The following is a 22,027-nucleotide window of genomic DNA, read 5'->3' as shown; positions in this document are numbered from 1 at the left end:
TCATTTGTACGACAGGCCCCCTATTCCGGGAGGCCGTCGTCGACCGGCGGCAGGGGGCACCCGGCAAACCTGCGCGGATCGGATGCGTTGTCACCCCAACTGGCGCAGGTCATCGGTCAACTCTGCCAATTGCTCCGCCGGTGGGTGGCCAGCCATCCGGCGCCCAGACCGGCTGACCGGTCTCCGCCAGGGGGCGTCGGCGTCGGGCAGCTCATTGAGGATGGCCGTGATGGACCCGACGTCATCGCGGAGCTGCGCGCCCAGGACGAGCGGCAGGCCGTTCGGCTCCGGCAGAACGACAGGCAGAAGCGCCTGCGGAAGGCGCGCTCCCAAGGATGGTGAATGTCACGGCGACTGTCGACCTCATCGAGTTGACCTGCGGATACGTCGACGCTCCCGGCGACCGCCGCCACTGGCGAAACCATTGCGGCACGCTGCCGCCGCCGCTACGAAACGTGCGGGTGGCGTCATTCCGATTGCCCCCGCACCCGATCGAGCGACCGTGCCGATCAATACCCCGAAGTGGAGACGACCCACCCATGCGACAACGCCGTTTCCTGGCGTACGGCGCGCTCGGCGCCACGCTGGCGACTCTGCTGGTCGGAGTTGCACCGGCCGCTGCCCAACCCGCAGCGGCAGCATCGGCTCCGGCACCCGCCGCAGCTGACGGCCCGGAACCCACGCGGAGCCTGACTTTACTCACCGGGGACCAGGTCACCGTGCGCGGCAAGCAGGTGAGCGTCACGCCGCGCGAGGGCGTCCACTTCGTGCGCCTCCAGCGGAACAAGGCCGACTACGTCATCCCGTCCGACGCCATCCCCCTGCTCAAGGCCGACCGGCTGGACGAGCGGCTGTTCAACGTCACCGCGCTGCTCGAATTCGGCTTCGACGAGCTGTCGTACCTGCCGTTGGTGGTCTCCGACGCCACCGCCGTGCGGGGCCTGGCCACCGGCCGCGAGCTGGAGGCGGTCGACGGCTTCGCCACCAAGGTGCCTCGCGCCGACCTCGCGAAGACCTGGCAGACCACCCGGACGTCGCTGACCAGCGGCAAGATCTGGGCCGACGGCGTCCGCGAGTCCAAGCTGGACACCAGCGTGCCGATGATCGGCGCCCCGGCCGCCTGGGGTGCCGGATACGACGGCACCGGCGTGAAGGTCGCGGTGCTCGACAGCGGCATCGACGACAGCCACCCCGACCTCACCGGCAAGGTGGTGGCGCGGCGCAACTTCGTCCCCGAGCGGGAGACCGGCGTCGACCTCAACGGGCACGGCACCCACGTGTCGTCGACGATCGCCGGCAGTGGCGCCGCCTCGGGTGGCAGGTACAAGGGCGTGGCTCCCGGCGCGACCCTGCTCGACGGCAAGGTGTGCTGGAATGTCGGGGGCCAGGGGAGCTGCTCCGACTCGGCGATCCTCGCCGGCATGCAGTGGGCGGCCGAGTCCGGCGCGACCATCGTCAACATGAGCCTGGGCGGCCAGGACGCCGCCGGTGTCGACCCGCTGGAGCAGGCGGTCAACGACCTGACCGCCGAGTACGGCACCCTCTTCGTCGTCGCCGCGGGCAACTACAACGGCTGGCAGCTCCAGGTCGGTTCGCCGTCCACGGCGGACGCGGCGCTGTCGGTGGCGAACTTCGACAAGGCCGGCGAGCTGAACTGGTCGTCGCTGCGCGGTCCCCGGCTCGGTGACTTCGGCATCAAGCCGGACATCGGCGGGCCCGGCACCGAGATCACGGCCGCCCGGTCGCCGAGCGCGCTCGGCCACCTGCCCGTGGGACCGTACTTCGCCGCCACCGGCACCTCGATGGCCACCCCGCACGTGGCCGGCGCCGCCGCGCTGCTGACCCAGGCCAACCCGGGCTGGAAGGCGGCGCAGCTCAAGGAGGCCCTGATGGCCTCGGCCCTGCCGAACCCGGCGTACGACGTCTTCGCCCAGGGGGCCGGTCTCGTCAACGTGGGCAGGGCGTTGACCCAGCCGCTGACCGTCACCCCGCCGTCGCTCAGCCTCGGCATCCTCGAATGGCCGCACACCGAGGCGCCGACCGCGCGGACCATGACCTACCACAACCGCGGCGACCAGCCGCTGACGCTCGACCTGGCGCTGGCCGGCGACGCTCCGGCGGGCCTGTTGGCGCTGAGCGCCCGCACCCTGACCGTGCCCGCCGGCGGTGACGCGACCGTGCAGGTCACCGTGGACGAGCGGGCGAGCACCTCGTACGGCCTGTTCAAGGGGCACCTGGTGGCCACCGCCGGTGACCTCAAGCTCCAGACCCCGTTCAGCGTCTACCACGAGGAGCCGGCGGCCGGCCTGCAGATCAACGCCATCGGCCGGGACGGCGCCGCCGCCGACACGGTGCTGATCGAGCTGTTCAACCCCGATCCGAAGAACTACGCCAACTACACGTTCTACACGTCGAGCACGTCGCTGCGGGTGCCGCTGAACAGCTCCTGGCGGCTGTCCGCGTACATCGAGGAGGACGACGGCACGGTCTCCCTGCTGACCAACAACCGGATCATCGCCGACAGCAACCAGGAGGTGGTGCTCGACGCGCGCCGGGCGCGACCGCTCGACATCACCGTTCCGGACGACCGGGCGCAGGCGCGGGACGCCGGGGTCATGGTGCTGCGCAGCGGCGACCCGCTGCGGACCTACGCCGGTGTCAGCGGCGAGCTGGACAAGATCCACACCGCCGACGTCGGCCCGACCGACCTGCCCGGCGTGACCACCCAGGTGCACGCGGTCTTCGAGGGGCCGGCCCGCCGGGACCAGGCGCCGGACGTCTACCAGCTCGGTTGGCGGATCCGGGGATCCTTCATCAACGGCTTCGTCAAGCACGTCTCGCGGCGTCACCTGGCGACCGTCGAGGCACAGTACGCGCAGAACGCGACCGGTGTGGCGGTGGACCGCACCAACGGCAGCCCCGACCCCGAACTCCCGGGCGGCGGGATCGTGCTGACCAGCGTCCTGCCGGCGGTGCCGACGCCGGGACGCCGCACCGAGTACTACGGCGGCGACGGGCCCTGGCAGGCCGACGTCCAGGAGAAGACCGTCGACGGCGGCCTGTTGATCCTCAACCTGGCGCAGCAGGATCCGGTCACCTACCGGCCCGGCGGCCGCTACGTCGAACGCTGGGGCGGCGCGGCGCTCAACACCACCCTGATCCCGGTGTACGCCAACTCGCCGGCCGTCTCGCGGGAGGGCAACACGGTACGGGCCACCTTCAGCGGCTACACCGACGGCGCCGGCCACGTGGGTCTGCCGTACGCGATGCACAACCACCAGCTCACCCTGCACCAGGGCGACACGCTGCTCAAGGAGTTCGACTACCTGTACGGATCGTGGGAGGTGGCACCCGAGTCGAACGCATACCGGCTGCGGTACGCGTTCGACCTGCCCGATCCGTACCGGCTGTCGCGGCGCCTGGAGACGGAGTGGACCTTCACCACCTCCGCGGACAAGGCCGGGGCGCTGCCGCTCACCTCGATCGGGTTCCAGCCCGCGCTGGCGCTGGACAACAGCGTCCGGGCCGGCAGCTCGCTGACCATCCCGCTGACGTTCGCCCAGCAGGCGACCGCGGGCCGGGTGACGTCGGCGAAGGTGTCGGTGTCGTTCGACGACGGCCGGACCTGGACGGCGGCCCGGACGGCCGAGAAGCACGGGAAGTACACGGCCACCGTGCGGCACCCGAAGGCGCCGGGCTTCGCGTCGTTGCGCGCCACCGCCGTCGACAGCGACGGGAACACCGTCACCACCACCGTCTACCGGGCCTACCAGGTCAAGTAACCGGTGTGGGACCCGCGGGGCCGGGCATGATCTGCCCGGCCCCGCGGTCTCAGGAGACCCGGCGACCGGCGGGCGGCCCGAGCTCGGCGAGCCGGCCGAGGGCCTGGTCCACCAGATCCGCCGGGCCGACGTGCCGGGCGATGCGGGCCGCCCGCCGCAGCTCGCCGCGCGCCTCGTCCACCCGGCCCAGCCGGGCGAGCGCGCTGCCCAGCCCGTACCGGCAGCGGCCCTCGCTCTGCCGCACCCCGGCCCGCTGCAGCAGCGGCAAGGCCACCCGGAAGCTGGCTGCGGCGGCCGCCCACCGGCGCAGCGCCAGCAGGCTCAGGCCGACGTTGAGGTGCAGGTGACCGGCGGTCAGGTCACCGACCTGCGGGGACGGCGCCCGGCCCGGTTCGGCCAGCAGTTCTTCCAACTGCCGGTACTGCTCGATGGCCTCGCGGTGCCGGCCGCCCTGGGCGAGGCTGCCGGCCAGCATGGACAGCCCCTGCGCGTACCCGTCCCAGTCCGCGGCGGCCTCGAACAACGGCAGCGATCGCCCGGCCGCCGCCTGTGCTTCGGTGGCGTCGCCGCGACGCCGGGCCGCGGACCCGAGGTAGGTCCACGCCCACGCCTGCTGGCGGGCGTCGTCCGCGGCGACGGCCAGCCGCAACGCCTCCCGGGCCGGCGCCTCCGCCAGGTCGGGACGCATGGCACACATCGTGTACGCCCACGAGACGTAGTTCAGGTGGACGGCCCGCCCGCGCGGGTCGCCGAGCGCCTCGGCGGAGGCCGCCGAGAACTGGTACACCTCCAGCCAGTGTTCCCAGTGCGTCCACCGGTCGGAGAACCAGTGCATGGCGTCGGCGACCGCCATCACCTCGGTGTGCCGGCCCGCGGCGAAGGCCGTCCGCAGCGCGCCGAGCCAGTTCAGGCTCTCCTGCTCGATCCAGCGGCTGGCCTCCGCGGCCGAGGCCGGCCCGCCGCCGGCCCCGCCGGCGTACTCCGGCTCGAACCACCGCCCGGCGGCGACTGCGGCGTCGAGCAACCAGGTCACCATCCGGCTCTCGGCCTGTCGCCGCGCCTCCGAGGTCTCCTCGGCGGACAGGCGTGCCCGGGCGAACAACCTCATCAGGTCGTGGAACCGGTAGCGACCGTCGCTGGCCGGCTGGAGCAGCCCCAGTTCGGCCAGCTCCTCCAGGGCCGCCTCGGTCTCCCGGCCGCCCAGGCCGGCCGCCTGCGCGGCCAGCTTCAGGCCGACGTCCGGGCCGGGGATCAGGGACAGCCGCCGGAACGTGCGGGCGGCGGCAGGGGACAGTTGCCGGTAGGAGAGCATGAACGGCGCCGCGATCTGGAGGTCCCCGGCGACCAGCAGGTCGAGCCGGTCGTCCTGGTCGGCCAGCCGGCGTAGCAGGAACTCGATGCTCCAGTCCGGGCGGCTGAGCAGGCGGTTGCCGGCGATCCGCAGCGCCAGCGGCAGGTCTCCGCAGGCCTGCGCGAGGCCGAGCAGCATGGCGTCCGGCTCGGCGGCGGCGCGCTCCGGCCCGATGATCTGTTGCAGCAGCGCGACCGCCTCGCCCCTGGCCAGCGCCGGCAGGGAAAGCCGGTCGACCGCCTCCAGGCCGACCAGCCCGCGCCTGCTGGTGACGATCGTCATCGTGCTCCCGGCGCCCGGCAACAGCGGGCGGACCTGCGCCTCGTCGGCGGCGTTGTCGAGCAGCAGCAGGCTGCGCCGCTCGCCCAGCAGGGCCCGGTACAGGGCGCTGCGGGCGTGCGCGTCGCCCGGCACCTGGGTCTCCGCCACGCCCAGCGTGGTCAGCAGGCGTAGCAGCAGATCCTCCGGGCGTGGCGGATCGGCGTCCAGGCCGCGTAGGTCGACGAAGAGCACACCGTCCGGGAACGACTCGGCGTACCGGGCCGCGGCCTGCAGCATGAGCGCCGTCTTGCCGAGTCCGGGAGACCCGGACACGACCGCGACCACGGGAGCACCCTGCCGGTCGGGTGGTTCGGCGCTGCGGGCGACGAGGTCGCCCAACCAGCGCAGTTCGCCGTGCCGGCCGGTGAAGTCGGCGACGGTCCGCGGGGGCGCCAACGCCGGTGCGGACCGCGCGACGCGACGGCCGGCGCGGGCGGTCTCCCGTAGCACGGTGGCCGCGCCGGCCGACAGACCCAGCGCCCGAATGAGCGCCTCGACGGTACGCCGCTGCGGCACCCGGCTCCGCCCACGTTCCATGTCGCTGATCGCCCGCACGCTGACCTGCGACGCTGCCGACAACTCCTCGATCGTCAGGCCGGCGTCGCTGCGATGCCGGCGCAGTCGCAGACCGAAGCGGTTCGGCTCGATCGGGTCGAGGCGGTCTGCTGGGGCCGAGCGATGCGATGCCGCCTGCCCGCCCACCCTCCGCGGTGACCAGCCACCGGGGGAAGCCATCAGGTAGGCGGCAGGGTCGCCTCGTGGCCACGGGTCACCTGGTCCGTGGGGGACGAGTCGATCAACTGCGGCATGTGCCCGATCATGCCAGCAGCCCGTGCCGCGTGTAACCCCCGATGAGCAGGCGTCGCCGCCATCGGGTGGCGTGTGCCGGGGGCATCACGCCGCACCCGCCGGCAACCACGCCGCCGGTGGGCGCCCAGCCGCTGGGCTGTGCACGAAGCAGGCGGGCGAAGCGATGGGACGGACGAGCCCGAAACACGTCAGCGGCCTGGTCGAATCGCTCTCGACCAGGCCGCTGAACTGCAAAACCAAGGGTGGAGCCGAGGGGACTCGAACCCCTGACCCCCACACTGCCAGTGTGGTGCGCTACCAGCTGCGCCACGGCCCCTTGCCTCGTCCCGGTCACCCGGGCACGAGAGAACTATACACAGCGCCCGCCGCATGGTCATCTCGCGGGGGGCCCACCCGTGCGCGGCTCAGTTGAGCGCCACGTCCGGCGGGAAGTGCGCGACCGCCGCCATCATGCCGCCCTGGCGGCGCAGCACCATCGGCCACAGGTCGTCCGGCCGGTCGACGAACGCGTCGCCGGGCAGCGCGTCCAGCACGAACCAGGAGCCGTCCTCGATCTCCTGCTCCAACTGCCCCGTGCCCCAGCCGGAGTAGCCGGCGAAGACCCGGATGCCGGTGATGCCCTCCCGCAGCGGCCCCGGGTCGACGGAGAGGTCGAGGGTGCCGACCGCCCCGGAGACCTGGTGGAATCCCCTGAGCCGCTGCACCGGGTGGCGCATCCGGGCCAGGCAGATCGCCGAGTCGGGCTGCACGGGGCCGCCCTCGAAGAGCACCGCCGGGTCGCGGGCCAGGTCGCTCCAGTCGCCGAGCACGTCGGCGACCGGCACCTCGGTGGCCCGGTTGAGCACCACGCCGAGGGCGCCGCCGGGCTCGTGCGCCACCAGCAGCACCACCGTACGGTCGAAGTTCGGGTCCTTCAGCGCCGGCGTCGCGACCAGCAGCCGCCCGGTCATCGACCCCGTCCGCCCGCCGATCGCCTGCCCCTCTCCCTGCATGCCGGACACCCGTCAGACCGACCGGACCGGGACGCCCGGGGGCACCGGTGTCATCCGCGCTGTGAACGCCATGTCTGGCACCATAGCCTGCCCCCGGGGCGGTGGCTAAGGTCTGACGTGCGGTAGATCGACGGACACGAGGGAGGACCTGTGGGGCCCACGGCGGAACTCGCGGTGATCGGCGGCTCGGGGCTCTACGCGTTGCTCGACGGCGCGACCGAGCACGTGCTGGAGACGCCGTACGGGCCGCCGTCCGACGCCGTCACCATCGCCGAGGTGGGCGGCCGGCGGGTGGCGTTCCTGCCCCGCCATGGCCGGGACCACCGCCACCCGCCGCACCTGATCCCCTACCGGGCCAACCTCTGGGCGCTGCGCTCCCTCGGGGTACGCCAGGTGCTCGCCCCCTGCGCCGTGGGCGGCCTGCGGCCGGAGCTGGGCCCGGGCACGTTCGTGGTGCCGGACCAGCTGATCGACCGCACCAGCGGGCGGGCGCAGACCTACTACGACCGGGGCGCGGTGCACGTCTCCTTCGCCGACCCGTACTGCCCCGCCGGCCGGCGTACGCTGCTCGCCGCCGCGGCTCGCCGGGACGTGCCCGCGGTGGACGGCGGGACGGTGGTGGTGGTCGAGGGCCCGCGCTTCTCGACCCGCGCCGAGTCGCGGTGGTACGCCTCGATCGGCGGCACGGTGGTCAACATGACCGGCCACCCGGAGGCGGTGCTGGCCCGCGAGCTGGCCCTCTGCTACTCCTCGATCGCCCTGGTCACCGACCTCGACGCGGGGGTGGAGGGCGGCGGCGCGGTGACGCAGGAGGAGGTGTTCCGGGTCTTCGGGGAGAACACCGACCGGCTGCGGGGCCTGCTGCTGGCGGCCGTCGCCGCGCTGCCGGCCGAGCGGGACTGCGCCTGCGGGCGCGCGCTGGACGGCATCACCCTGCCCTTCGCGCTCCCCTGAGGCGAGGAGCGCGAAAGGCCCGGATCGCCCGGGTCGCCCCGATAGCCTGGGGGCGATGGCAACGGTCCGCGACACCACGTACGACCTGCTCCGCGCCCTCGGCCTGACCACCGTCTTCGGCAACCCGGGCTCCACCGAGGAGCCGTTCCTGCGGGACTTCCCGGACGACTTCCACTACGTGCTCGCCCTGCACGAGGCGTCGGCCGTCGGCATGGCGGACGGCTACGCGCAGGCCACCGGCGGGCCGGCGCACGTCAACCTGCACACCGCCCCCGGCACGGGCAACGGCATGGGCAACCTGGTCACCGCGTGGCACAACCGCACCCCGCTGATCGTCACCGCCGGCCAGCAGACCCGGGAGATGCTGCTGATCGAGCCCCGGCTGACCAGCCGGCGGGCCACCGAGCTGCCCCAGCCGTACGTCAAGTGGAGCCACGAGCCGGTCCGCGCGCAGGACGTCCCGGCGGCCCTGATGCGGGCGTACGCGACGGCGGTGCAGCCGCCCGCCGGGCCGGTCTTCCTCTCGCTGCCCCTCGACGACTGGGCGCAGCCGGCCGACCCGCCGCCGCCGGTGCGGACGGTGGCCACCCGGTTCGCGCCCGACCCGCGCCGGCTGCGCGAATTCGCCGCCGTGCTGGCCGCCAGCCGCGCGCCCGCGCTGGTGCTCGGCGCGGCCGTGGACCGGGCCGACGGCTGGCCCGCCGCCGTGGCGCTGGCGGAGCGGCTCGCCGCGCCGGTCTGGTCGGCGCCCGCGCCGGAGCGGGCCGCCTTCCCCGAGGACCACCCGCACTTCCGGGGGGTGCTCCCGTTCGCGATGGGGCCGCTCTCGGAGGCGCTGGACGGGCACGACACCGTGCTGGTGGTCGGGGCGCCGGTGTTCCGCTACTACCCGCACGTGCCGGGCGACCACCTGCCCGCCGGGGCCCGCCTGCTGCACGTGACCGACGATCCGGACGAGGCGGCCCGCGCGCCGGTGGGCGACAGCCTGCTCGCCGACGCCGGGCTGGCCCTGGCCGCCCTGGTCGACCTGCTCCCGGGGGCGGACCGGCCGGCGCCGCCGGCGCGCCCCGACCCGCCCCCGCCGGCGGACGGGCTGCCGTTGGCCCCGGACGCCCTCTTCGCGGCCCTGGCCCGGCACTGGCCCGCCGACGGGATCCTGGTCCAGGAGTCGCCGTCCAACCTGCCGGCGCTGCGCCGCCGGCTGCGCAGCACCCGCCCCGGGTCGTACTTCACGATGGCCAGCGGCGGCCTCGGTTACGGGCTGCCGGCGGCGGTCGGCATCGCGCTCGCGCAGCGCGACACCGGGCGGGGACGGCCGGTGGTCGCGGTCATCGGGGACGGTTCGTTCCACTACTCGGTGCAGGCGCTCTGGACCGCCGCGCGGCTGCGCCTGCCGCTGGTCGTGGTGGTGCCGGTCAACCAGCAGTACGCCATCCTGAAGGCCTTCGCCGAATTCAAGGACACCCCGGGGGTGCCCGGGCTGGACCTGCCGGGGCTGGACATCACCGCGATAGCCCGGGGCTACGGCTGCGCGGCCACCGTCGTGGAGACCCCGGAGCAACTCGGCGACGCCCTGGCCACCGGGCTGCGCGCGGACGGCCCGACGGTGCTGCCGGTGCCGGTCAGCACCGAGGTGCCCCGGCTCCTGTGAGCCGCCCGGCCCCGGGCCGCGCCACCATGCTCCGCCTGCACGCCCCGGAGGCGCTGCGGCTGCGAGGAGGGCCCTGCACCGCGCCACGGTCCGTTCCGCTCCGGAGCGCCCGATGCCGGTCGGCCGCCGCCGGCCGGCAACGGGCGGCCCGCTCGCGTCAGCTCGCCGCGAGCCGCAGCGGCGCGCCGGTGAGCACGTCGAGGATCGGCCGGTCGCCCAGCGGCGCCTTCAGCGTGGCGGTGACCGGTTCCAACTTCAGCATCGCGTTGCACACGCCGGTGGCGGTGATCACGCTGCCGCCCACCACCACGACGTCGTCGCGCTCCTGCACCAGCGGCGTGATCCCGGTGTCGCAACTGCCCACCCCGAGCCGCCAGGTCAGTTCGGTGCCGTCCACGGACTGGACGTCCTGCGCACCGACCAGGCCCGCCGGGGCCGGGCTGGCCGGCGGGGCGGGCTCGGGCGGGGCGGTCACGGCCTGCGGCGCCACGGCGAGCCGGGCCACCGGCGCGGTGAGTTCCTCGACGGTGAACAGCCACGCCGGCACCTGCGCCTCGCCCCGGCTGGTGCGCACCGGCGCGGTCCCCAGCTTCACGGCCGTGACCGTCAGCGGGACGCAGGCGGCCTGCGGGGCGCTGCTCACCGGACCGTCGGGCCCCGGTTCGATGGTGGGGCCGCCACCGGGAAGCTTCGGCCCCGAGTCCCTGGGGCGGCCGCCGCACGGCGGCGGGTCGCCCTGGTCGAGCTGTTCGTAAGCGGTGGCGGCACTGACCAGCGGGACGGTCAGCGTGCCGTCCGGGAACCGGATGGTGCCGTCGGCGGGCTTCGCGACGGGCAGGTCGACCTGGTCGCGGTACCAGCCGCCGAGGAAGGCGATCTTGGTCTCCTCGGTGAAGCCCGGGTCGCCGACGAGCACCGTCGCGTCCTGCATCGGCACGTAACCGGACTTCCACGCCGGAAGCGGTCGCCACGCGTCGGCCACCTCGGTGGCCCGCTGGACGAAGGCGTCCCGACGCGGGTCGGAGTCGACCGGGTCGACGGCCGGGTCGGAGCCGGCCGGCGCGCACCCGGCGACGATCATCAACAGCGGAAGGCCCAGCAGGGCGGCGGTACGGCGCATGTGGGTTGGACGTCGGCACGCCCACGCCGGTTCCCCCGGTCAGGTCTCTCCGCCCAGATCCGTCTCGTACGCCTCCCAGAGCAGGTCCGCGCCGCGTTGCCGGTGCCGGGCGAGGGCCCGTAGCAGGTGGGCGGCCCGGCCGAGGATCTCGTCGAGCGAGGCGTCCGGCCGTTCCGCCGCCTGCTGGAGGGCGCTCAGCGCGGCGGTGATGGCGACGTGATCCCGGGCCAGCAGCCGCACCCCGCGTTCCAGGCGGGGCGCCTGGCCGAGCAGCTCGGCGTAGAGGCCGGCGGGCCCCTCGGTGACCCGGACGTGCTCCGTGAAGCCCCGTCGCACGGGCCCGAGCCCCACGAGGAAGCGTTCCCGCCAGCGTGGTCCGGCCGGCGCGACGGCCAGCGCCCGGGCGAGCGGGTGCAGGTCCCCGGGCGGGGTGGCGGGGAGCCGGCGCGCGGCGGGCGGCCGGAGCCCTCCGGGCGGGGTGGGCGGCTGCTGGATCGGACCGGTGACCATGGGCACCTCCCGCGTCGCGTCTGACCGCGTACAGCGATGGTGAACCCACGCGTCCGCCCTGTCCAGGGGCGGGCGGACCTCATCGTTCCCATCCGTCGCACCCGTCCCGTGCGACCCAGGCGCCCCAGGGACGACCGGCCCCGGAGACGCCGATGCGCCCCGGTCCGGTGGACCGGGGCGCATCGTCTGGTTGGTGGAGGTGCCGGGAATCGAACCCGGGTCCTTCGCCGGTTTGTCAGGGCTTCTCCGAGCGCAGCTCGCTATGCCTCTACTTGGCCCCACCGCTCACGCGAGCAAGTTGGTGTGACGGGCCCAGTCGCTGATTGATCTCGCCGCACGGACCCCGCGACCGGGTCCGATTGGCCAGCCTTCTAGCTGATGCCGGCTAACTGGGTCGAAGGCGCTCCCAGGCCGACAGACTCACTACTCGCCTCAGGCGGCGAGAGCGAAGTCAGCGCGATTGTTCTTGGCGCTTATTGGTTTCCGACGACCGATTCTCGAGACGACGTCGGCTTCCTCGGCTCGCTTCCCCTGTCGCTGCGTACGAAGTCGAAACCAGTCACCCCCTCGACGGGCCGCCCTTGTGGCGGCACTGACAAGCGTAACGCCTGCCGCAACGGGTTTCATCCCGAGCCCCCGGCGGGCGCGCCGAACCGGACAGGACGGACAACTCAGTCATCCATGCCCTTGCCACGCCGGCCGGCGACTCGGGCGATCTCCCGGTCCGCGTCCCGCTTGGCGAGGTCCTGCCGCTTGTCGTACGACTTCTTGCCCTTCGCCAGGGCGATCTCCACCTTGGCCCAGCCGTCGGAGAAGTAGACCTGCAACGGGACCATGGTCAGGCCGCCCTCGCGGGTCTTGCCGATCAGCCGGTCGATCTCCAGCCGCTTGAGCAGCAGCTTGCGGGTCCGCCGGGGCTCGTGGTTGGTCCACGTGCCCTGCGTGTACTCGGGAATGTGCATCGCGTGCAGGTAGAGCTCGCCGTTGCGCTCCTGCGCGAACGCGTCGACCAGCGACGCGCGCCCGGCCCGCAGCGACTTGACCTCCGTGCCGGTCAACGCCATGCCCGCCTCGTAGGTGTCGAGGATCGCGTAGTCGTGCCGGGCCTTCTTGTTGGAGGCGACGACCTTGCGTCCCTTTTCCCGTGGCATCGGCGCCACCCCCCTTTCCGGTGATCCGCCGCCGGACGTGACCGGCCGCGGGGCGGGGATCATGCTACCCGAACGACAAGGACCCTCCCGCGCCGTTTATTCCTGGCGCGGAAGGGTCCCGTCGAGCCGTACGGCGTCAGACCCGCAGGTAGAAGCGGAGCGTGACCCAGGCGGTGACCGCGCTGACCAGGCCACCGACGCCGGCCATCAGCGGGAACATGAACAGGATGTCGCCCCAGCTCACCGGCGAGAGCAGGCCCTGCAACGCCTGGAGCGACCCGTCGAAGAGCAGGTACTTGGCCGCGATGAGGGCCACCAGGCCGAGCAGCGAGCCGATCAGGCCGGCGACCACGGCCTCCAGCACGAACGGTGCCTGGATGAACCAGTTCGACGCGCCGACCAGTTTCATGACCGCGACCTCACGCCGCTTGCTGTACGCGGCCACCTGGATCGTGTTGGCGACCAGGAGCAGCGCGGCGATGGCCATCACGATCGCGGCGGCCAGGGCGATGTTCTGGATCGAGGTGAGGATGTCGAAGATCTTGTCCAGCAGCCGGCTCTGGTCGACGATCTCGTCGACGCCCTCGGCGTCCTTGTACTGGTCGTAAATGTTCTTGTACTGCTCCGGGTTGTTCAGCTTCAGCCGGAACGACTCGGGCAGGCTGTCCGCCTTGACGGCGCTGAGCAGGTCGGGAGCGTCCTGGAACATCTCCTGGAAGCGCTTGTACGCCTCGTCCTTGTTGACGTAGAGGACCTCCTTGACCAGCGGGTCGCCCTTGAGCTTGGCGTCCAACGCGTCACGCTGCTCGGGGCTCACCTCCTGGTCGAGGAAGATCGAGACCTCGATGTTCTTGTAGTAGAGGTCCTTCATGTCGTCGACCTGGCGGTACATGAGACCGCTGGCGCCGAGCATGGTCAGCGAGACCGCCATCGTGATGATCATCGCGATGGTCATGGTCACGTTGCGCCACAGTCCGACCAGTACCTCGGACAGGACGTATTTCACGCGCATCGGGATTTCCTCCGGGTCTCCGGCATGAGGTGTTCGTCGTCAGGCTGCGCAGGGGTGGCGTCGGCTCAGCCGTAGACGCCGCGGGCCTGGTCGCGCACGATGCGGCCACTCTCGATCTCGATGACCCGGCGGCGCATCTGGTTCACGATGTTGGAGTCGTGCGTGACCATCACGACGGTCGTGCCGGTGCGGTTGATCCGGTCCAGCAGGCGCATGATCTCGATCGAGGTGTCCGGGTCCAGGTTTCCGGTCGGCTCGTCCGCGAGCAGGATCAGCGGACGGTTCACGAACGCCCGGGCGACGGCGACCCGCTGCTGCTCACCACCGGAGAGCTCGTGCGGGTAGCGGTGCTCCTTGCCACCGAGCCCGACCAGCTCCAGAACCTCCGGCACGACCCGGCGGGCGACCGCCTTGGTCTTGCCGATCACCTCGAGGGCGAACGCCACGTTCTCGTACGCGGTGCGGTTCGGCAGCAGCCGGAAGTCCTGGAACACGCAGCCGATGGAACGCCGGAAGTGGGGTCGCTTCCAGGAACGCATCGACGTGACGTCCTTGCTGTTGACGACGACCCGGCCCTTGTTGGGCGAGACCTCGTGCAGCAGCAACTTGATGATGGTGGACTTGCCGGAGCCGGAGGGACCGATGAAGAAGACGAACTCGCCCTTCTCGATCGAGACGGACACGTTGTCGAGCGAAGGCCGGGACGCCTTCGGGTACGTCTTCGTCACTTGCTCAAGCTGAATCACGGGTCGTGAGTCTACGCGGTGTAACCGGGGAGCCAAGCCCCACGCCCCGCCGTTGCGAGTCGCGTCATCCAATTCGGGCGTACCGGAGAGATCGACGGCGCGCTCCGCCCACGGTTGATCACGCAGTGTCGCCGGCGAGCTGCTGCTGCTTGCGCCACCGGATGCCCGCCTCGAGGAACTTGTCCAGATCGCCGTCGAAGACCGCGGTCGGGTTGCCCGTCTCCTGCTCGGTCCGGAGATCCTTCACCATCTGGTACGGGTGCAGGACGTACGAGCGCATCTGGTCACCCCACGAGCCGGCGGCGTCGGTCTTGAGGCCCTGGAGCTTGGCCTGCTCCTCCTGGCGCTTGCGCTCCAGCAGCCGGGCCTGGAGCACCCGCAGCGCGGACGCCTTGTTCTGCAGCTGGGACTTCTCGTTCTGGCAGGTGACCACGATGCCGGTCGGGATGTGCGTGAGCCGCACGGCCGAGTCGGTGGTGTTGACGCTCTGCCCGCCCGGGCCGGAGGAGCGGTAGACGTCGACCCGCATCTCGTTCTCGGGGATCTCGATGCTGTCGGTCTGCTCCACCACCGGCAGCACCTCGACACCGGCGAAGCTGGTCTGCCGACGCCCCTGGTTGTCGAAGGGGCTGATCCGCACCAGCCGGTGGGTGCCCGACTCGACGCTGAGCGTGCCGTACGCGTAGGGCACCTTGACCGTGAAGGTTGCGGACTTCAGGCCCGCCTCCTCGGCGTAGGAGGTCTCGTAGACCTCCGTCGGGTAGCCGTGCCGCTCCGCCCAGCGCAGGTACATCCGCAGCAGCATCTCGGCGAAGTCCGCCGCGTCCACGCCGCCGGCGCCGGCCCGGATGGCGACCAGCGCCTCCCGGGAGTCGTACTCGCCGGAGAGCAGGGTGCGGACCTCCATCTCCTCGATGGCCTTGCCCAGCGAGGCGATCTCCGCCTCGACCTCGACGAGCACCCCCGGGTCGGACTCCGCCTCGGCCAGTTCCAGCAGCACCTTGGCGTCGTCGAGCCCGGAGCGGAGGCTGCCGAGCTTGCTGATCTCGCCATTGACGTACGACAACTGCGAGGTCACCTGCTGGGCCTTCGCCTGGTCGTCCCACAGGTCGGGCGCGGAGGCCTCCTGCTCCAGGCGGTCCTTGTCCGCGCGCAGCCGGTCGATGTCGAGCACCGCCTCGATGTTGCGCAGGGTGGCGTCGAGGTCCTTGAGCTGTTCGGCGTAATCGGCAGCGGTCACGACAGACAAGGGTACTGCTCGTGCGAGGAGTGAGCTTGCGAGCCCCGCAGTCACGAGCCAAAAAGGTGCAGCTCGTGCGAGGAGCGGGCCTGTCAGCCCCGCAGTCACGAGCCAGAAAGGTGCAGCTCGGGCGAGAAAACGAGTCTGCGGAGCGGCGGCGGTCAGCCGACCGGGGCGCTCTTCAGCCAGGACAGGGCGGCCTTGTGGTAGGCGACGGCGAACTCCAGCGCGCTGGCGTCGTACGCGTCGCCCTCCTTCTTGGCGTTCTTGACCTGCTCCCGGACCTTGGCCAGGGCCTCGGTGTGGTAGTCGTTGGCCGCGGCCTGGAGGTTCTTGAGCTGGCTGGCCGAGTGCAGCTCGCCAAAGGCGATCCGCAGGGCGATCGGGTTGCGGATGGTGTCCCGCCCCGGCTCCTCGGCCAGCCAGCGGGAAAATGTCCGTTTTCCCGCCGCCGTGATCGCGTACGGCTGGCTCGAGCGCGGGCCGGGCTTGCCCATCCGGACCAGGCCCCGCTCGGCCAGCACCGGCAACTCCCGGTAGACCTGACTACGCGTCATCGACCAGTACGGCGCCAGTCGGCGCTCGGCGGCGGCCATCAACTGGCCACCTGTCATGGGGCCCTCGTGGAGCAGCCCGAGCAGGGCCGCCGCCGTGGGGTTGACTCCGGAATCCGCCATGCCCCTCACGCTGCCACTTTGCCGACGCGGCGTCCAGGATTTGGCATTTTCGCCACCCGGTCGGGTTCCTATGTGCACTGTCGGCGCGAGACAGTCCGCCGGGGAGGCGCGCGACGGTCACAGTCGGCTACGCAGCTCCCACAGTTCCGGGTAGAAGCGGGTCTCCACGCGGGAGCGCAGGTACGCCCCACCGGCCGAGCCCCCGGTGCCGGGCTTCGTGCCGATCTGCCGCTCGGCCATCAGCACGTGCCGGGCCCGCCACAGCGAGAACGCCTGGTCGTGGGCGACCAGCGCCTCCGCGAGGTCCCACAGGGGCCCGAACCGCTCCCGGTCCCCGGCGATCGTGGCGTACGCGGCGAAGCGCGACTCCTCCTCGGCGACGTCGAAGCCGGCCCGGCCGAGCACGGCCAGGAAGCCGTCCCAGAGGCTCGGCTCGGCCAGCCGCCGCTCCAACCGCTCCCGCTCCACGTCGGGCAGCCCCCGGAAGCGGCGCAGGTAGTCGGGGTCCTTCAGGCCGGAGAGGAACTCGATCTCCCGGAACTGGGCGGACTGGAAGCCCGAGGCCGGGGCGAGCTTGGTGCGGAAGGCCAGGAAGTCCTGCGGGGTCATCGTGTCGATCACGTCGACCTGACCGATCAGGACCCGTTCCACCACGTGGCAGCGCTCCAGCCGCACCCGGGGCAGGTAGGTCTCGCCGGCCAGCAGCCGGTCCCGGGCGTCGGTCAGCTCCGCGAGCAGCAGCTTGAACCACAGCTCGTAGACCTGGTGGATGGTGATGAAGAGCAGCTCGTCGTGGGAGGCCGGGTCGGACTCCGGCACCTGGGCGGCCAGCAGGTCGGCCAGCCGGAGATAGTCCGTGTAGGTGAGCAGGCCACCCTGCTCGCCGAAGTGGGGATCCTGCGCGGGGGTGGGGTGGGTCACAGCGGCCACCGTACCGCCGCCCTGCCGCCCCCGCCTCCCGCGGTGCGGGCGCGCAGGGGCCCTCTCCCCTACGTCGGGAGAAGGCCCCTGCGCCACACCTCAGCCCATGTGGGGATACGTGTGGTCGGTCGGCGCGACGAAGGTCTCCTTGATCGTCCGGGGCGACATCCACCGGACGAGGTTGTGCCAGGAGCCGGCCTTGTCGTTGGTGCCGCTGGCCCGGGCGCCGCCGAAGGGCTGCTGCCCGACCACCGCGCCGGTCGGCTTGTCGTTGATGTAGAAGTTGCCGGCGGCGTACCGCATCTTCTCGGCGACCGCGTCGACCACCCGGCGGTCCGTCGCGAAGATCGACCCGGTCAGGGCGTACGGCGCGATCGACTCGGCCTGGCCGACCACCTCGTCGAAGCGGCCGTCGTCGAAGACGTGCACCCCGAGGACCGGCCCGAAGTACTCGGTGGTGAACGTCTCGTGCGCCGCGTCGGTGCACTCGAAGAGCGTCGGCCGGACGAACCAGCCGACGGAGTCGTCGGCGGTGCCGCCGGCGAGGACCCGGCAGGCGTCGTCGCCGGAGATCAGCTCCAGCGCGGCCGTGTGCCGTTCGAACGCCTTGGCGTCGATCACCGCGCCACCGAAGTTGCCGAAGTCGGTGACGTCGCCGTAGGTGAGGGACTCCGCGGTGGCGGCCAGCCGGTCGCGCAGCCCGCCCTCCCACAGCGACCGCGGGACGTACGCCCGGGACGCCGCCGAGCACTTCTGGCCCTGGTACTCGAAGGCGCCGCGGATCAGGGCGGTGTGCAGGGCGTCGACGTCGGCGCTGGGGTGCGCGACGACGAAATCCTTGCCGCCGGTCTCGCCGACCAGCCGCGGGTAGCCCCGGTAGCGGGAGATGTTCTCGCCGACGGTCCGCCACAGGTGCTGGAAGACCTTGGTGGAGCCGGTGAAGTGGATGCCGGCCAGGTCCGGGTCGGCGAGGACGACGTCGGAGACCTCCTCGCCGCGCCCGGTGACCATGTTGATCACGCCGGGGGGCAGGCCGGCCGCCTCGAACAGCCGCATGGTGAAGTGCGCGGCGAACTGCTGGGTCGGGCCCGGCTTCCAGACCACGGTGTTGCCCAGCAGGGCCGGCGCCGAGGGCAGGTTGCCGGCGATGGCCGTGAAGTTGAACGGGGTGACCGCGTAGACGAAGCCCTCCAGCGGGCGGTGGTCGAAGCGGTTCCACACCCCCGGCGACGACATCGGCTGCGCCTCGAGCAGTTCCCGTGCGAAGTGCACGTTGAACCGGAGGAAGTCGATGAACTCGCAGGCCGCGTCGATCTCGGCCTGGATCACGGTCTTCGACTGGCCGAGCATGGTGGCCGCGTTCAGCGTGTCCCGCCACGGGCCGGCGAGCAGCTCGGCGGCGCGCAGGAAGATCGCGGCCCGCTCCTCGAACGGCAGGGCCCGCCACATCGGGGCGGCGTCCTTGGCGGCCTTCACGGCGGCGCGGGCGTCGTCGTGGGTGGCGTGCGCGGTGACGCCGAGCACGTGCGCGTGCTTGTGCGGCTGCACGACGTCGATCGACTCGCCGCCGGCCATCCGCTGCTCACCGGCGATGGTCATCGGCAGCTCGATCCGCTCGGCGGCCAGCTCGGTCAGCCTCCGCTGGAGCCGTTCCCGGTCGGTGCTGCCCGGCTCGTAGTTGCGCACCGGCTCGTTGCGCGGCTCAGGTACGGAGAACACGGCGTCCATCAAGGCTCCTGGCGATCTCGACAGCGGTGGCGAAACCGGACCCGCGGGCACCGGCCGGGTGACCGGCGCCGACGCCGCGCCGGGTTGACCGGTCACGGCAGCGGGACCTCTCCCCGATTCTTCCACGCCCCGGTCCCTCGGCCTTCCCACCCTGCGCGGGGCGGGCCACGGGTGGTGGGGGTGGTGGACGCGTACGCTGGGTGGCCGGTGAACTGCCGGCCCACCGGGGCCGGGCGTCCGTCGGAGGGAAGACGATGACCAAGCAGCCCGGCAGCTCCGCAGCCGCGGGGTCGGACCCCGCCGGCGACAGCGCCACCGCGCCGGCGGACGCGACGGACGGCACCGGTGCCGGGACCGGGCGCCCGGCCGACGGGACGGTGCCGGCGCTCGCGCCCGGTGCGCCGCTGCTCGCGCTCCTGTCGCTCGGGTGGCTGGCCGCGATGCTCTGGTCGACCCGCGAGGTGATCAGCTTCGCTGCCGCCGGGCTCACCGCCATCAGCCTCTCCGCGTTCGCCCTGCCGGGGGTGATCTCGGCCGCGCTGGTCGCCGGCGCCGGCTTCGCTCTCTTCGGCGTCGACCTGCTCGCCCGCCGGGGCAGCGACCGGGTCACCCTGCGCTTCGTGGCGGCGATCGGCACCGGCCTGCTCGTCGGGCTCGCCGCCGCGTTCGCGATCAACCTGACGTACGCCGACAACGCGACCACCAACGTGATCGCCGCGACCACCGCCGCCGCCGCGACCGTCGGCGGGGCCATCGCCGGCGCCCGGAGCGGGTCCGTGGTCGGGGCCGTGGTGGCGGCCGCCCTCGGCACGCTGATCTTCGTGGTGGCGTTCAGCCGGGCCCGCGACCCGCTCTTCGACCTGTTCGGTGGCGGCGACACCCAGGAGTCGCTGCTCAGCGCCGCCAAGTGGGTGTCCCGCACCGAGTCGCTGCTCGCCGGCCTGCTGGCCGGGCTGCTGGCCTTCGGATACCTGACCCTCGCCCGCCGCCGGGCCGCCCGGCACGACGCGGCGGCGCCCGCGCCCCGCTGGCCCGCCTACCTGCTGGCCGGCGCCGGCCCCGGCCTGCTCCTGATCGTCGCCGAGGTGATCATCCGGGTCGGCGGGCGGTCCCTGCTCGACCTGGCCGGCGCGCTGAGCGAGGCGGACGCGGTGGCCCAGACCTCGCTGGGCACCTCCCGGATCGACAACGCCATCTGGGTGCTCTTCGTCGGTGCCCTGACCGCGATGATCGCCTTCGGCCGCACCCTGGGGCCGGCCCACGCCGACGACGACGAGCCGGCCGAGGCCGCCCCCACCCGCTGACCCCGGCGCCCGCCCGCGCCGCCGGCGCCGGGCGTCACCCGCCGGTGCCGCCGGCGTCGGTCGACACCCCGTCGGCGGGCACCGCAGGTGGCGCGCGCCGGTCAGGAGGTCGCGCGGAGCAGCAGGTCCAACTCGGTGACGTCGTACCACTCCAGCTCGTGGTCCTCGGCGCCGTCGACCGTGAACTGCGCGTCCTCGTCGCCGGCCAGGGCCTCGGTGACCACCTCCGCCGCGGCGGACACGTCGTCGACCGCGTCGGCCCCGTCCACGTGGACGGCCGCGACGGCGCCGACCGGCACGGGGGCGCCCAGCTCGACCGCGCTGGAGCCCAGCTCCCCGTCGCCCCGGCCCACTGCCGAGGCGGGCAGGTCGACCGAGACGACGACCCGGCGGCGGGGCGCGTCGGGGTCGGCCCGGAGCAGCTGCAACGCGTCCTGGGCGGCCCGGGTGAAGGCGACGTACTCCAGCTCCTCCTCGTCGCCATCGGCGTACCACTCCCGCAGGGTGGGGGTCACCGCGTGCGCGGCGGCCACCGGCAGGCCCGCGCCGCGCAGGAGGGTCAGCATCGGGACGGTCGCCGGCACGTACACCCGGACAAGCTCCTCGGTCACCGGTAGTCTCCCCCGCTCAGGTCCTGCGCCGGCCTCCGCCGGTCCCGGCCGATCATGCCCTATGCCGTGACCGTCATACACCGCGCACCTTCCCGGTGGAAGCGTCCCGCCGGTGTGTCCCGGGGCGTGTCGCCGCAGGTCGCGTCCGGGGCGGCTGGGCCATGTCGGCCGTCGGTGGCAAACTGAACCAAACGACGCCAACCCCGGGGGTTTTCGTGGAGCCGAGGTTCCTGCTGCTCTCCGACGTGGCCACCGAGCTGAACGTGTCGGACTCGCAGGTCTACCACATGGTGCGCAGCGGCGAACTGCCCGCGATCAAGATCGGCGGGCGTGGTCAGTGGCGGGTGGAACGCGCCCGGCTGGAGGAGTACATCGAGCGCAAGTACGCCGAGACGGCCGACTGGGTGCGGAGCAACCCGCTGGCCGACCGCGACCCCGAGTAACCGGACCGATCCGCACAGGCATTGACCGTGGGCTCTGCCATGCCCGAGAATGAACGCTGTCGGAAGCAAACGTAAGCAAACGCAAGATCATGGGAGGTATCCGGATGACCGACCCCCGCCGCCCCGGGCCGGCGCGACCTCCCGTCCGACTGCGCCCCGCCCCGTCGTTCGAGCCGCCGTTCACCGACGACGACACCGCCCACTGGCCGGCTGCGGGCCACGCCCAGCTCGTCCTCGACCTGTTCGAGCCGTCCCGGCGCGGGGCCGACCGGCCACCCGGCCGACGGCAGCGGCCGGTGCCGAGCGGCCCCGGTCGTCAACCCGCCGCCCCGCTGCCACTGGACGCGCTGGTGACCGCCACCCCCGAGGCGACCCGGGCCGCGCACCGCTTCCTCCGCACCTGCCTGGAGGTGCTCAACGGCTACCGCCCGCCCGGGCAGCTCAGGCCGCTGCTCGACCCGGCGCGGGCGGCCGGACTGCTGCCCGAGCTGGCCCGCGCCACCGCCCGCTCCGGTCCGGTCCGCCGCCGGTCGACCCGACCGGCCGTACGCCTGCTCCGGCTGCGGGTCTGCGAGCCGCGCGCCGCCGCCGTCGAGGTGGCCGCGGTGCTCGCCAGCACGGGCGGGCGCACCTGGGCGATGGCGCTACGCCTGGAGCACCGCCGGGGCAGCTGGCTCTGCACGGCCCTCCAGGTGCTCTGAAA

18 protein-coding genes, 1 tRNA gene and 1 other RNA gene are annotated in these 22,027 nt (G+C 72.8%); 6 read left to right on the top strand and 14 right to left on the bottom strand.

Annotated features, from left to right (window positions below; genetic code table 11):
• Positions 1–539 precede the first annotated feature (539 nt).
• Positions 540–3,782: a S8 family serine peptidase gene (locus ACFHW0_RS14385; RefSeq protein ID WP_416607795.1), complete on the top strand. Its 3,243-nt coding sequence runs from the start codon at positions 540–542 to the stop codon at positions 3,780–3,782.
• Positions 3,783–3,831: 49 nt separating this feature from the next.
• Here the strand turns inward: ACFHW0_RS14385 and ACFHW0_RS14380 are convergent, their stop codons facing one another.
• The 3 genes from ACFHW0_RS14380 to ACFHW0_RS14370 all read right to left on the bottom strand — a co-directional run bounded on the left by ACFHW0_RS14380 (position 3,832) and on the right by ACFHW0_RS14370 (position 7,256).
• A complete protein-coding gene (locus ACFHW0_RS14380) occupies positions 3,832–6,189 on the bottom strand; it encodes an ATP-binding protein (RefSeq protein WP_416607793.1) in 2,358 nt (785 codons plus the stop codon).
• Between the two features lie 318 nt (positions 6,190–6,507).
• Positions 6,508–6,580 (bottom strand) — tRNA-Ala (locus ACFHW0_RS14375).
• Between the two features lie 88 nt (positions 6,581–6,668).
• Positions 6,669–7,256 (bottom strand): YqgE/AlgH family protein, encoded by a 588-nt coding sequence (locus tag ACFHW0_RS14370; protein ID WP_121399042.1) that lies wholly within the window; start codon positions 7,254–7,256, stop codon positions 6,669–6,671.
• Between the two features lie 150 nt (positions 7,257–7,406).
• Here ACFHW0_RS14370 and ACFHW0_RS14365 point away from each other — a divergent pair, with 150 nt between their 5' ends.
• Positions 7,407–8,210: an S-methyl-5'-thioadenosine phosphorylase gene (locus ACFHW0_RS14365; RefSeq protein WP_416607791.1), complete on the top strand. Its 804-nt coding sequence runs from the start codon at positions 7,407–7,409 to the stop codon at positions 8,208–8,210.
• A gap of 55 nt (positions 8,211–8,265) precedes the next feature.
• Positions 8,266–9,861 carry a benzoylformate decarboxylase gene (mdlC, locus tag ACFHW0_RS14360; protein WP_416607789.1) on the top strand — a complete coding sequence of 532 codons (1,596 nt, stop codon included), beginning with the start codon at positions 8,266–8,268 and terminating at the stop codon, positions 9,859–9,861.
• A gap of 157 nt (positions 9,862–10,018) precedes the next feature.
• On the opposite strand, the gene ACFHW0_RS14355 is transcribed toward mdlC, so the two are convergent.
• From ACFHW0_RS14355 to pruA, 10 genes are all read right to left on the bottom strand, one after another.
• Positions 10,019–10,981, bottom strand: a complete 963-nt coding sequence (locus tag ACFHW0_RS14355) for a hypothetical protein (protein ID WP_416607787.1) — start codon at positions 10,979–10,981, stop codon at positions 10,019–10,021.
• Between the two features lie 39 nt (positions 10,982–11,020).
• Positions 11,021–11,491, bottom strand: coding sequence for a hypothetical protein (locus tag ACFHW0_RS14350; protein WP_416607785.1), 471 nt, complete (start codon positions 11,489–11,491; stop codon positions 11,021–11,023).
• Positions 11,492–11,682: 191 nt separating this feature from the next.
• Positions 11,683–12,058: a transfer-messenger RNA gene (ssrA, locus tag ACFHW0_RS14345) on the bottom strand.
• A 104-nt stretch (positions 12,059–12,162) separates the two neighbouring features.
• On the bottom strand, positions 12,163–12,642 hold the full coding sequence (gene smpB / locus ACFHW0_RS14340; protein WP_121399044.1) for an SsrA-binding protein SmpB: 480 nt from the start codon (positions 12,640–12,642) through the stop codon (positions 12,163–12,165).
• Positions 12,643–12,778: 136 nt separating this feature from the next.
• Complete coding sequence (gene ftsX / locus ACFHW0_RS14335) at positions 12,779–13,654, bottom strand: permease-like cell division protein FtsX (protein WP_416607783.1); 876 nt, start codon at positions 13,652–13,654, stop codon at positions 12,779–12,781.
• A 65-nt stretch (positions 13,655–13,719) separates the two neighbouring features.
• Entirely contained in the window at positions 13,720–14,400 is a 681-nt protein-coding gene (ftsE, locus tag ACFHW0_RS14330; protein WP_089001878.1) for a cell division ATP-binding protein FtsE, read from the bottom strand.
• 118 nt (positions 14,401–14,518) lie between these two features.
• On the bottom strand, positions 14,519–15,640 hold the full coding sequence (gene prfB / locus ACFHW0_RS14325; protein WP_416607781.1) for a peptide chain release factor 2: 1,122 nt from the start codon (positions 15,638–15,640) through the stop codon (positions 14,519–14,521).
• Positions 15,641–15,801: 161 nt separating this feature from the next.
• The gene (locus ACFHW0_RS14320; RefSeq protein ID WP_121396454.1) at positions 15,802–16,317 is read right to left on the bottom strand and encodes a PadR family transcriptional regulator; all 516 of its coding nucleotides are present in this window, start codon (positions 16,315–16,317) and stop codon (positions 15,802–15,804) included.
• A 117-nt stretch (positions 16,318–16,434) separates the two neighbouring features.
• The gene (locus ACFHW0_RS14315; RefSeq protein ID WP_416607779.1) at positions 16,435–17,238 is read right to left on the bottom strand and encodes a tryptophan 2,3-dioxygenase; all 804 of its coding nucleotides are present in this window, start codon (positions 17,236–17,238) and stop codon (positions 16,435–16,437) included.
• 99 nt (positions 17,239–17,337) lie between these two features.
• Positions 17,338–18,966, bottom strand: coding sequence for an L-glutamate gamma-semialdehyde dehydrogenase (pruA, locus tag ACFHW0_RS14310; RefSeq protein ID WP_416607777.1), 1,629 nt, complete (start codon positions 18,964–18,966; stop codon positions 17,338–17,340).
• Between the two features lie 254 nt (positions 18,967–19,220).
• Here pruA and ACFHW0_RS14305 point away from each other — a divergent pair, with 254 nt between their 5' ends.
• Positions 19,221–20,270 carry a hypothetical protein gene (locus ACFHW0_RS14305; protein WP_416607775.1) on the top strand — a complete coding sequence of 350 codons (1,050 nt, stop codon included), beginning with the start codon at positions 19,221–19,223 and terminating at the stop codon, positions 20,268–20,270.
• A gap of 101 nt (positions 20,271–20,371) precedes the next feature.
• Here the strand turns inward: ACFHW0_RS14305 and ACFHW0_RS14300 are convergent, their stop codons facing one another.
• The gene (locus tag ACFHW0_RS14300) at positions 20,372–20,881 is read right to left on the bottom strand and encodes a DUF6912 family protein (RefSeq protein ID WP_416607773.1); all 510 of its coding nucleotides are present in this window, start codon (positions 20,879–20,881) and stop codon (positions 20,372–20,374) included.
• Between the two features lie 215 nt (positions 20,882–21,096).
• Between ACFHW0_RS14300 and ACFHW0_RS14295 the strand changes: the two genes are divergently transcribed.
• Together ACFHW0_RS14295 and ACFHW0_RS14290 are read left to right on the top strand one after the other, a co-directional pair.
• The gene (locus ACFHW0_RS14295; protein ID WP_121396459.1) at positions 21,097–21,324 is read left to right on the top strand and encodes a helix-turn-helix domain-containing protein; all 228 of its coding nucleotides are present in this window, start codon (positions 21,097–21,099) and stop codon (positions 21,322–21,324) included.
• A 104-nt stretch (positions 21,325–21,428) separates the two neighbouring features.
• Complete coding sequence (locus ACFHW0_RS14290) at positions 21,429–22,025, top strand: Rv3235 family protein (protein WP_416607771.1); 597 nt, start codon at positions 21,429–21,431, stop codon at positions 22,023–22,025.
• Positions 22,026–22,027: the final 2 nt, after the last annotated feature.

The organism is Micromonospora sp. LOL_025 (genome assembly GCF_048060285.1).
In the GTDB taxonomy this organism is placed as follows: Bacteria; Actinomycetota; Actinomycetes; order Mycobacteriales; family Micromonosporaceae; genus Micromonospora.
Note: the sequence above shows the minus strand (reverse complement) of the source record. Positions and strands in the feature narration are given on the sequence as shown.

Excerpts from the sequence above, each read along its gene's own strand:
- ACFHW0_RS14305 (WP_416607775.1), top strand. The coding sequence starts at position 19,221 with ATGACCAAGCAGCCCGGCAGCTCCGCAGCCGCGGGGTCGGACCCCGCC.
- pruA (WP_416607777.1), bottom strand. The coding sequence starts at position 18,966 with ATGGACGCCGTGTTCTCCGTACCTGAGCCGCGCAACGAGCCGGTGCGC.
- mdlC (WP_416607789.1), top strand. The coding sequence starts at position 8,266 with ATGGCAACGGTCCGCGACACCACGTACGACCTGCTCCGCGCCCTCGGC.
- ftsX (WP_416607783.1), bottom strand. The coding sequence starts at position 13,654 with ATGCGCGTGAAATACGTCCTGTCCGAGGTACTGGTCGGACTGTGGCGC.
- ACFHW0_RS14355 (WP_416607787.1), bottom strand. The coding sequence starts at position 10,981 with ATGCGCCGTACCGCCGCCCTGCTGGGCCTTCCGCTGTTGATGATCGTC.
- ACFHW0_RS14370 (WP_121399042.1), bottom strand. The coding sequence starts at position 7,256 with ATGCAGGGAGAGGGGCAGGCGATCGGCGGGCGGACGGGGTCGATGACC.
- ACFHW0_RS14320 (WP_121396454.1), bottom strand. The coding sequence starts at position 16,317 with ATGGCGGATTCCGGAGTCAACCCCACGGCGGCGGCCCTGCTCGGGCTG.
- ACFHW0_RS14350 (WP_416607785.1), bottom strand. The coding sequence starts at position 11,491 with ATGGTCACCGGTCCGATCCAGCAGCCGCCCACCCCGCCCGGAGGGCTC.
- ACFHW0_RS14380 (WP_416607793.1), bottom strand. The coding sequence starts at position 6,189 with ATGGCTTCCCCCGGTGGCTGGTCACCGCGGAGGGTGGGCGGGCAGGCG.
- ACFHW0_RS14385 (WP_416607795.1), top strand. The coding sequence starts at position 540 with ATGCGACAACGCCGTTTCCTGGCGTACGGCGCGCTCGGCGCCACGCTG.
- smpB (WP_121399044.1), bottom strand. The coding sequence starts at position 12,642 with ATGCCACGGGAAAAGGGACGCAAGGTCGTCGCCTCCAACAAGAAGGCC.
- ACFHW0_RS14290 (WP_416607771.1), top strand. The coding sequence starts at position 21,429 with ATGACCGACCCCCGCCGCCCCGGGCCGGCGCGACCTCCCGTCCGACTG.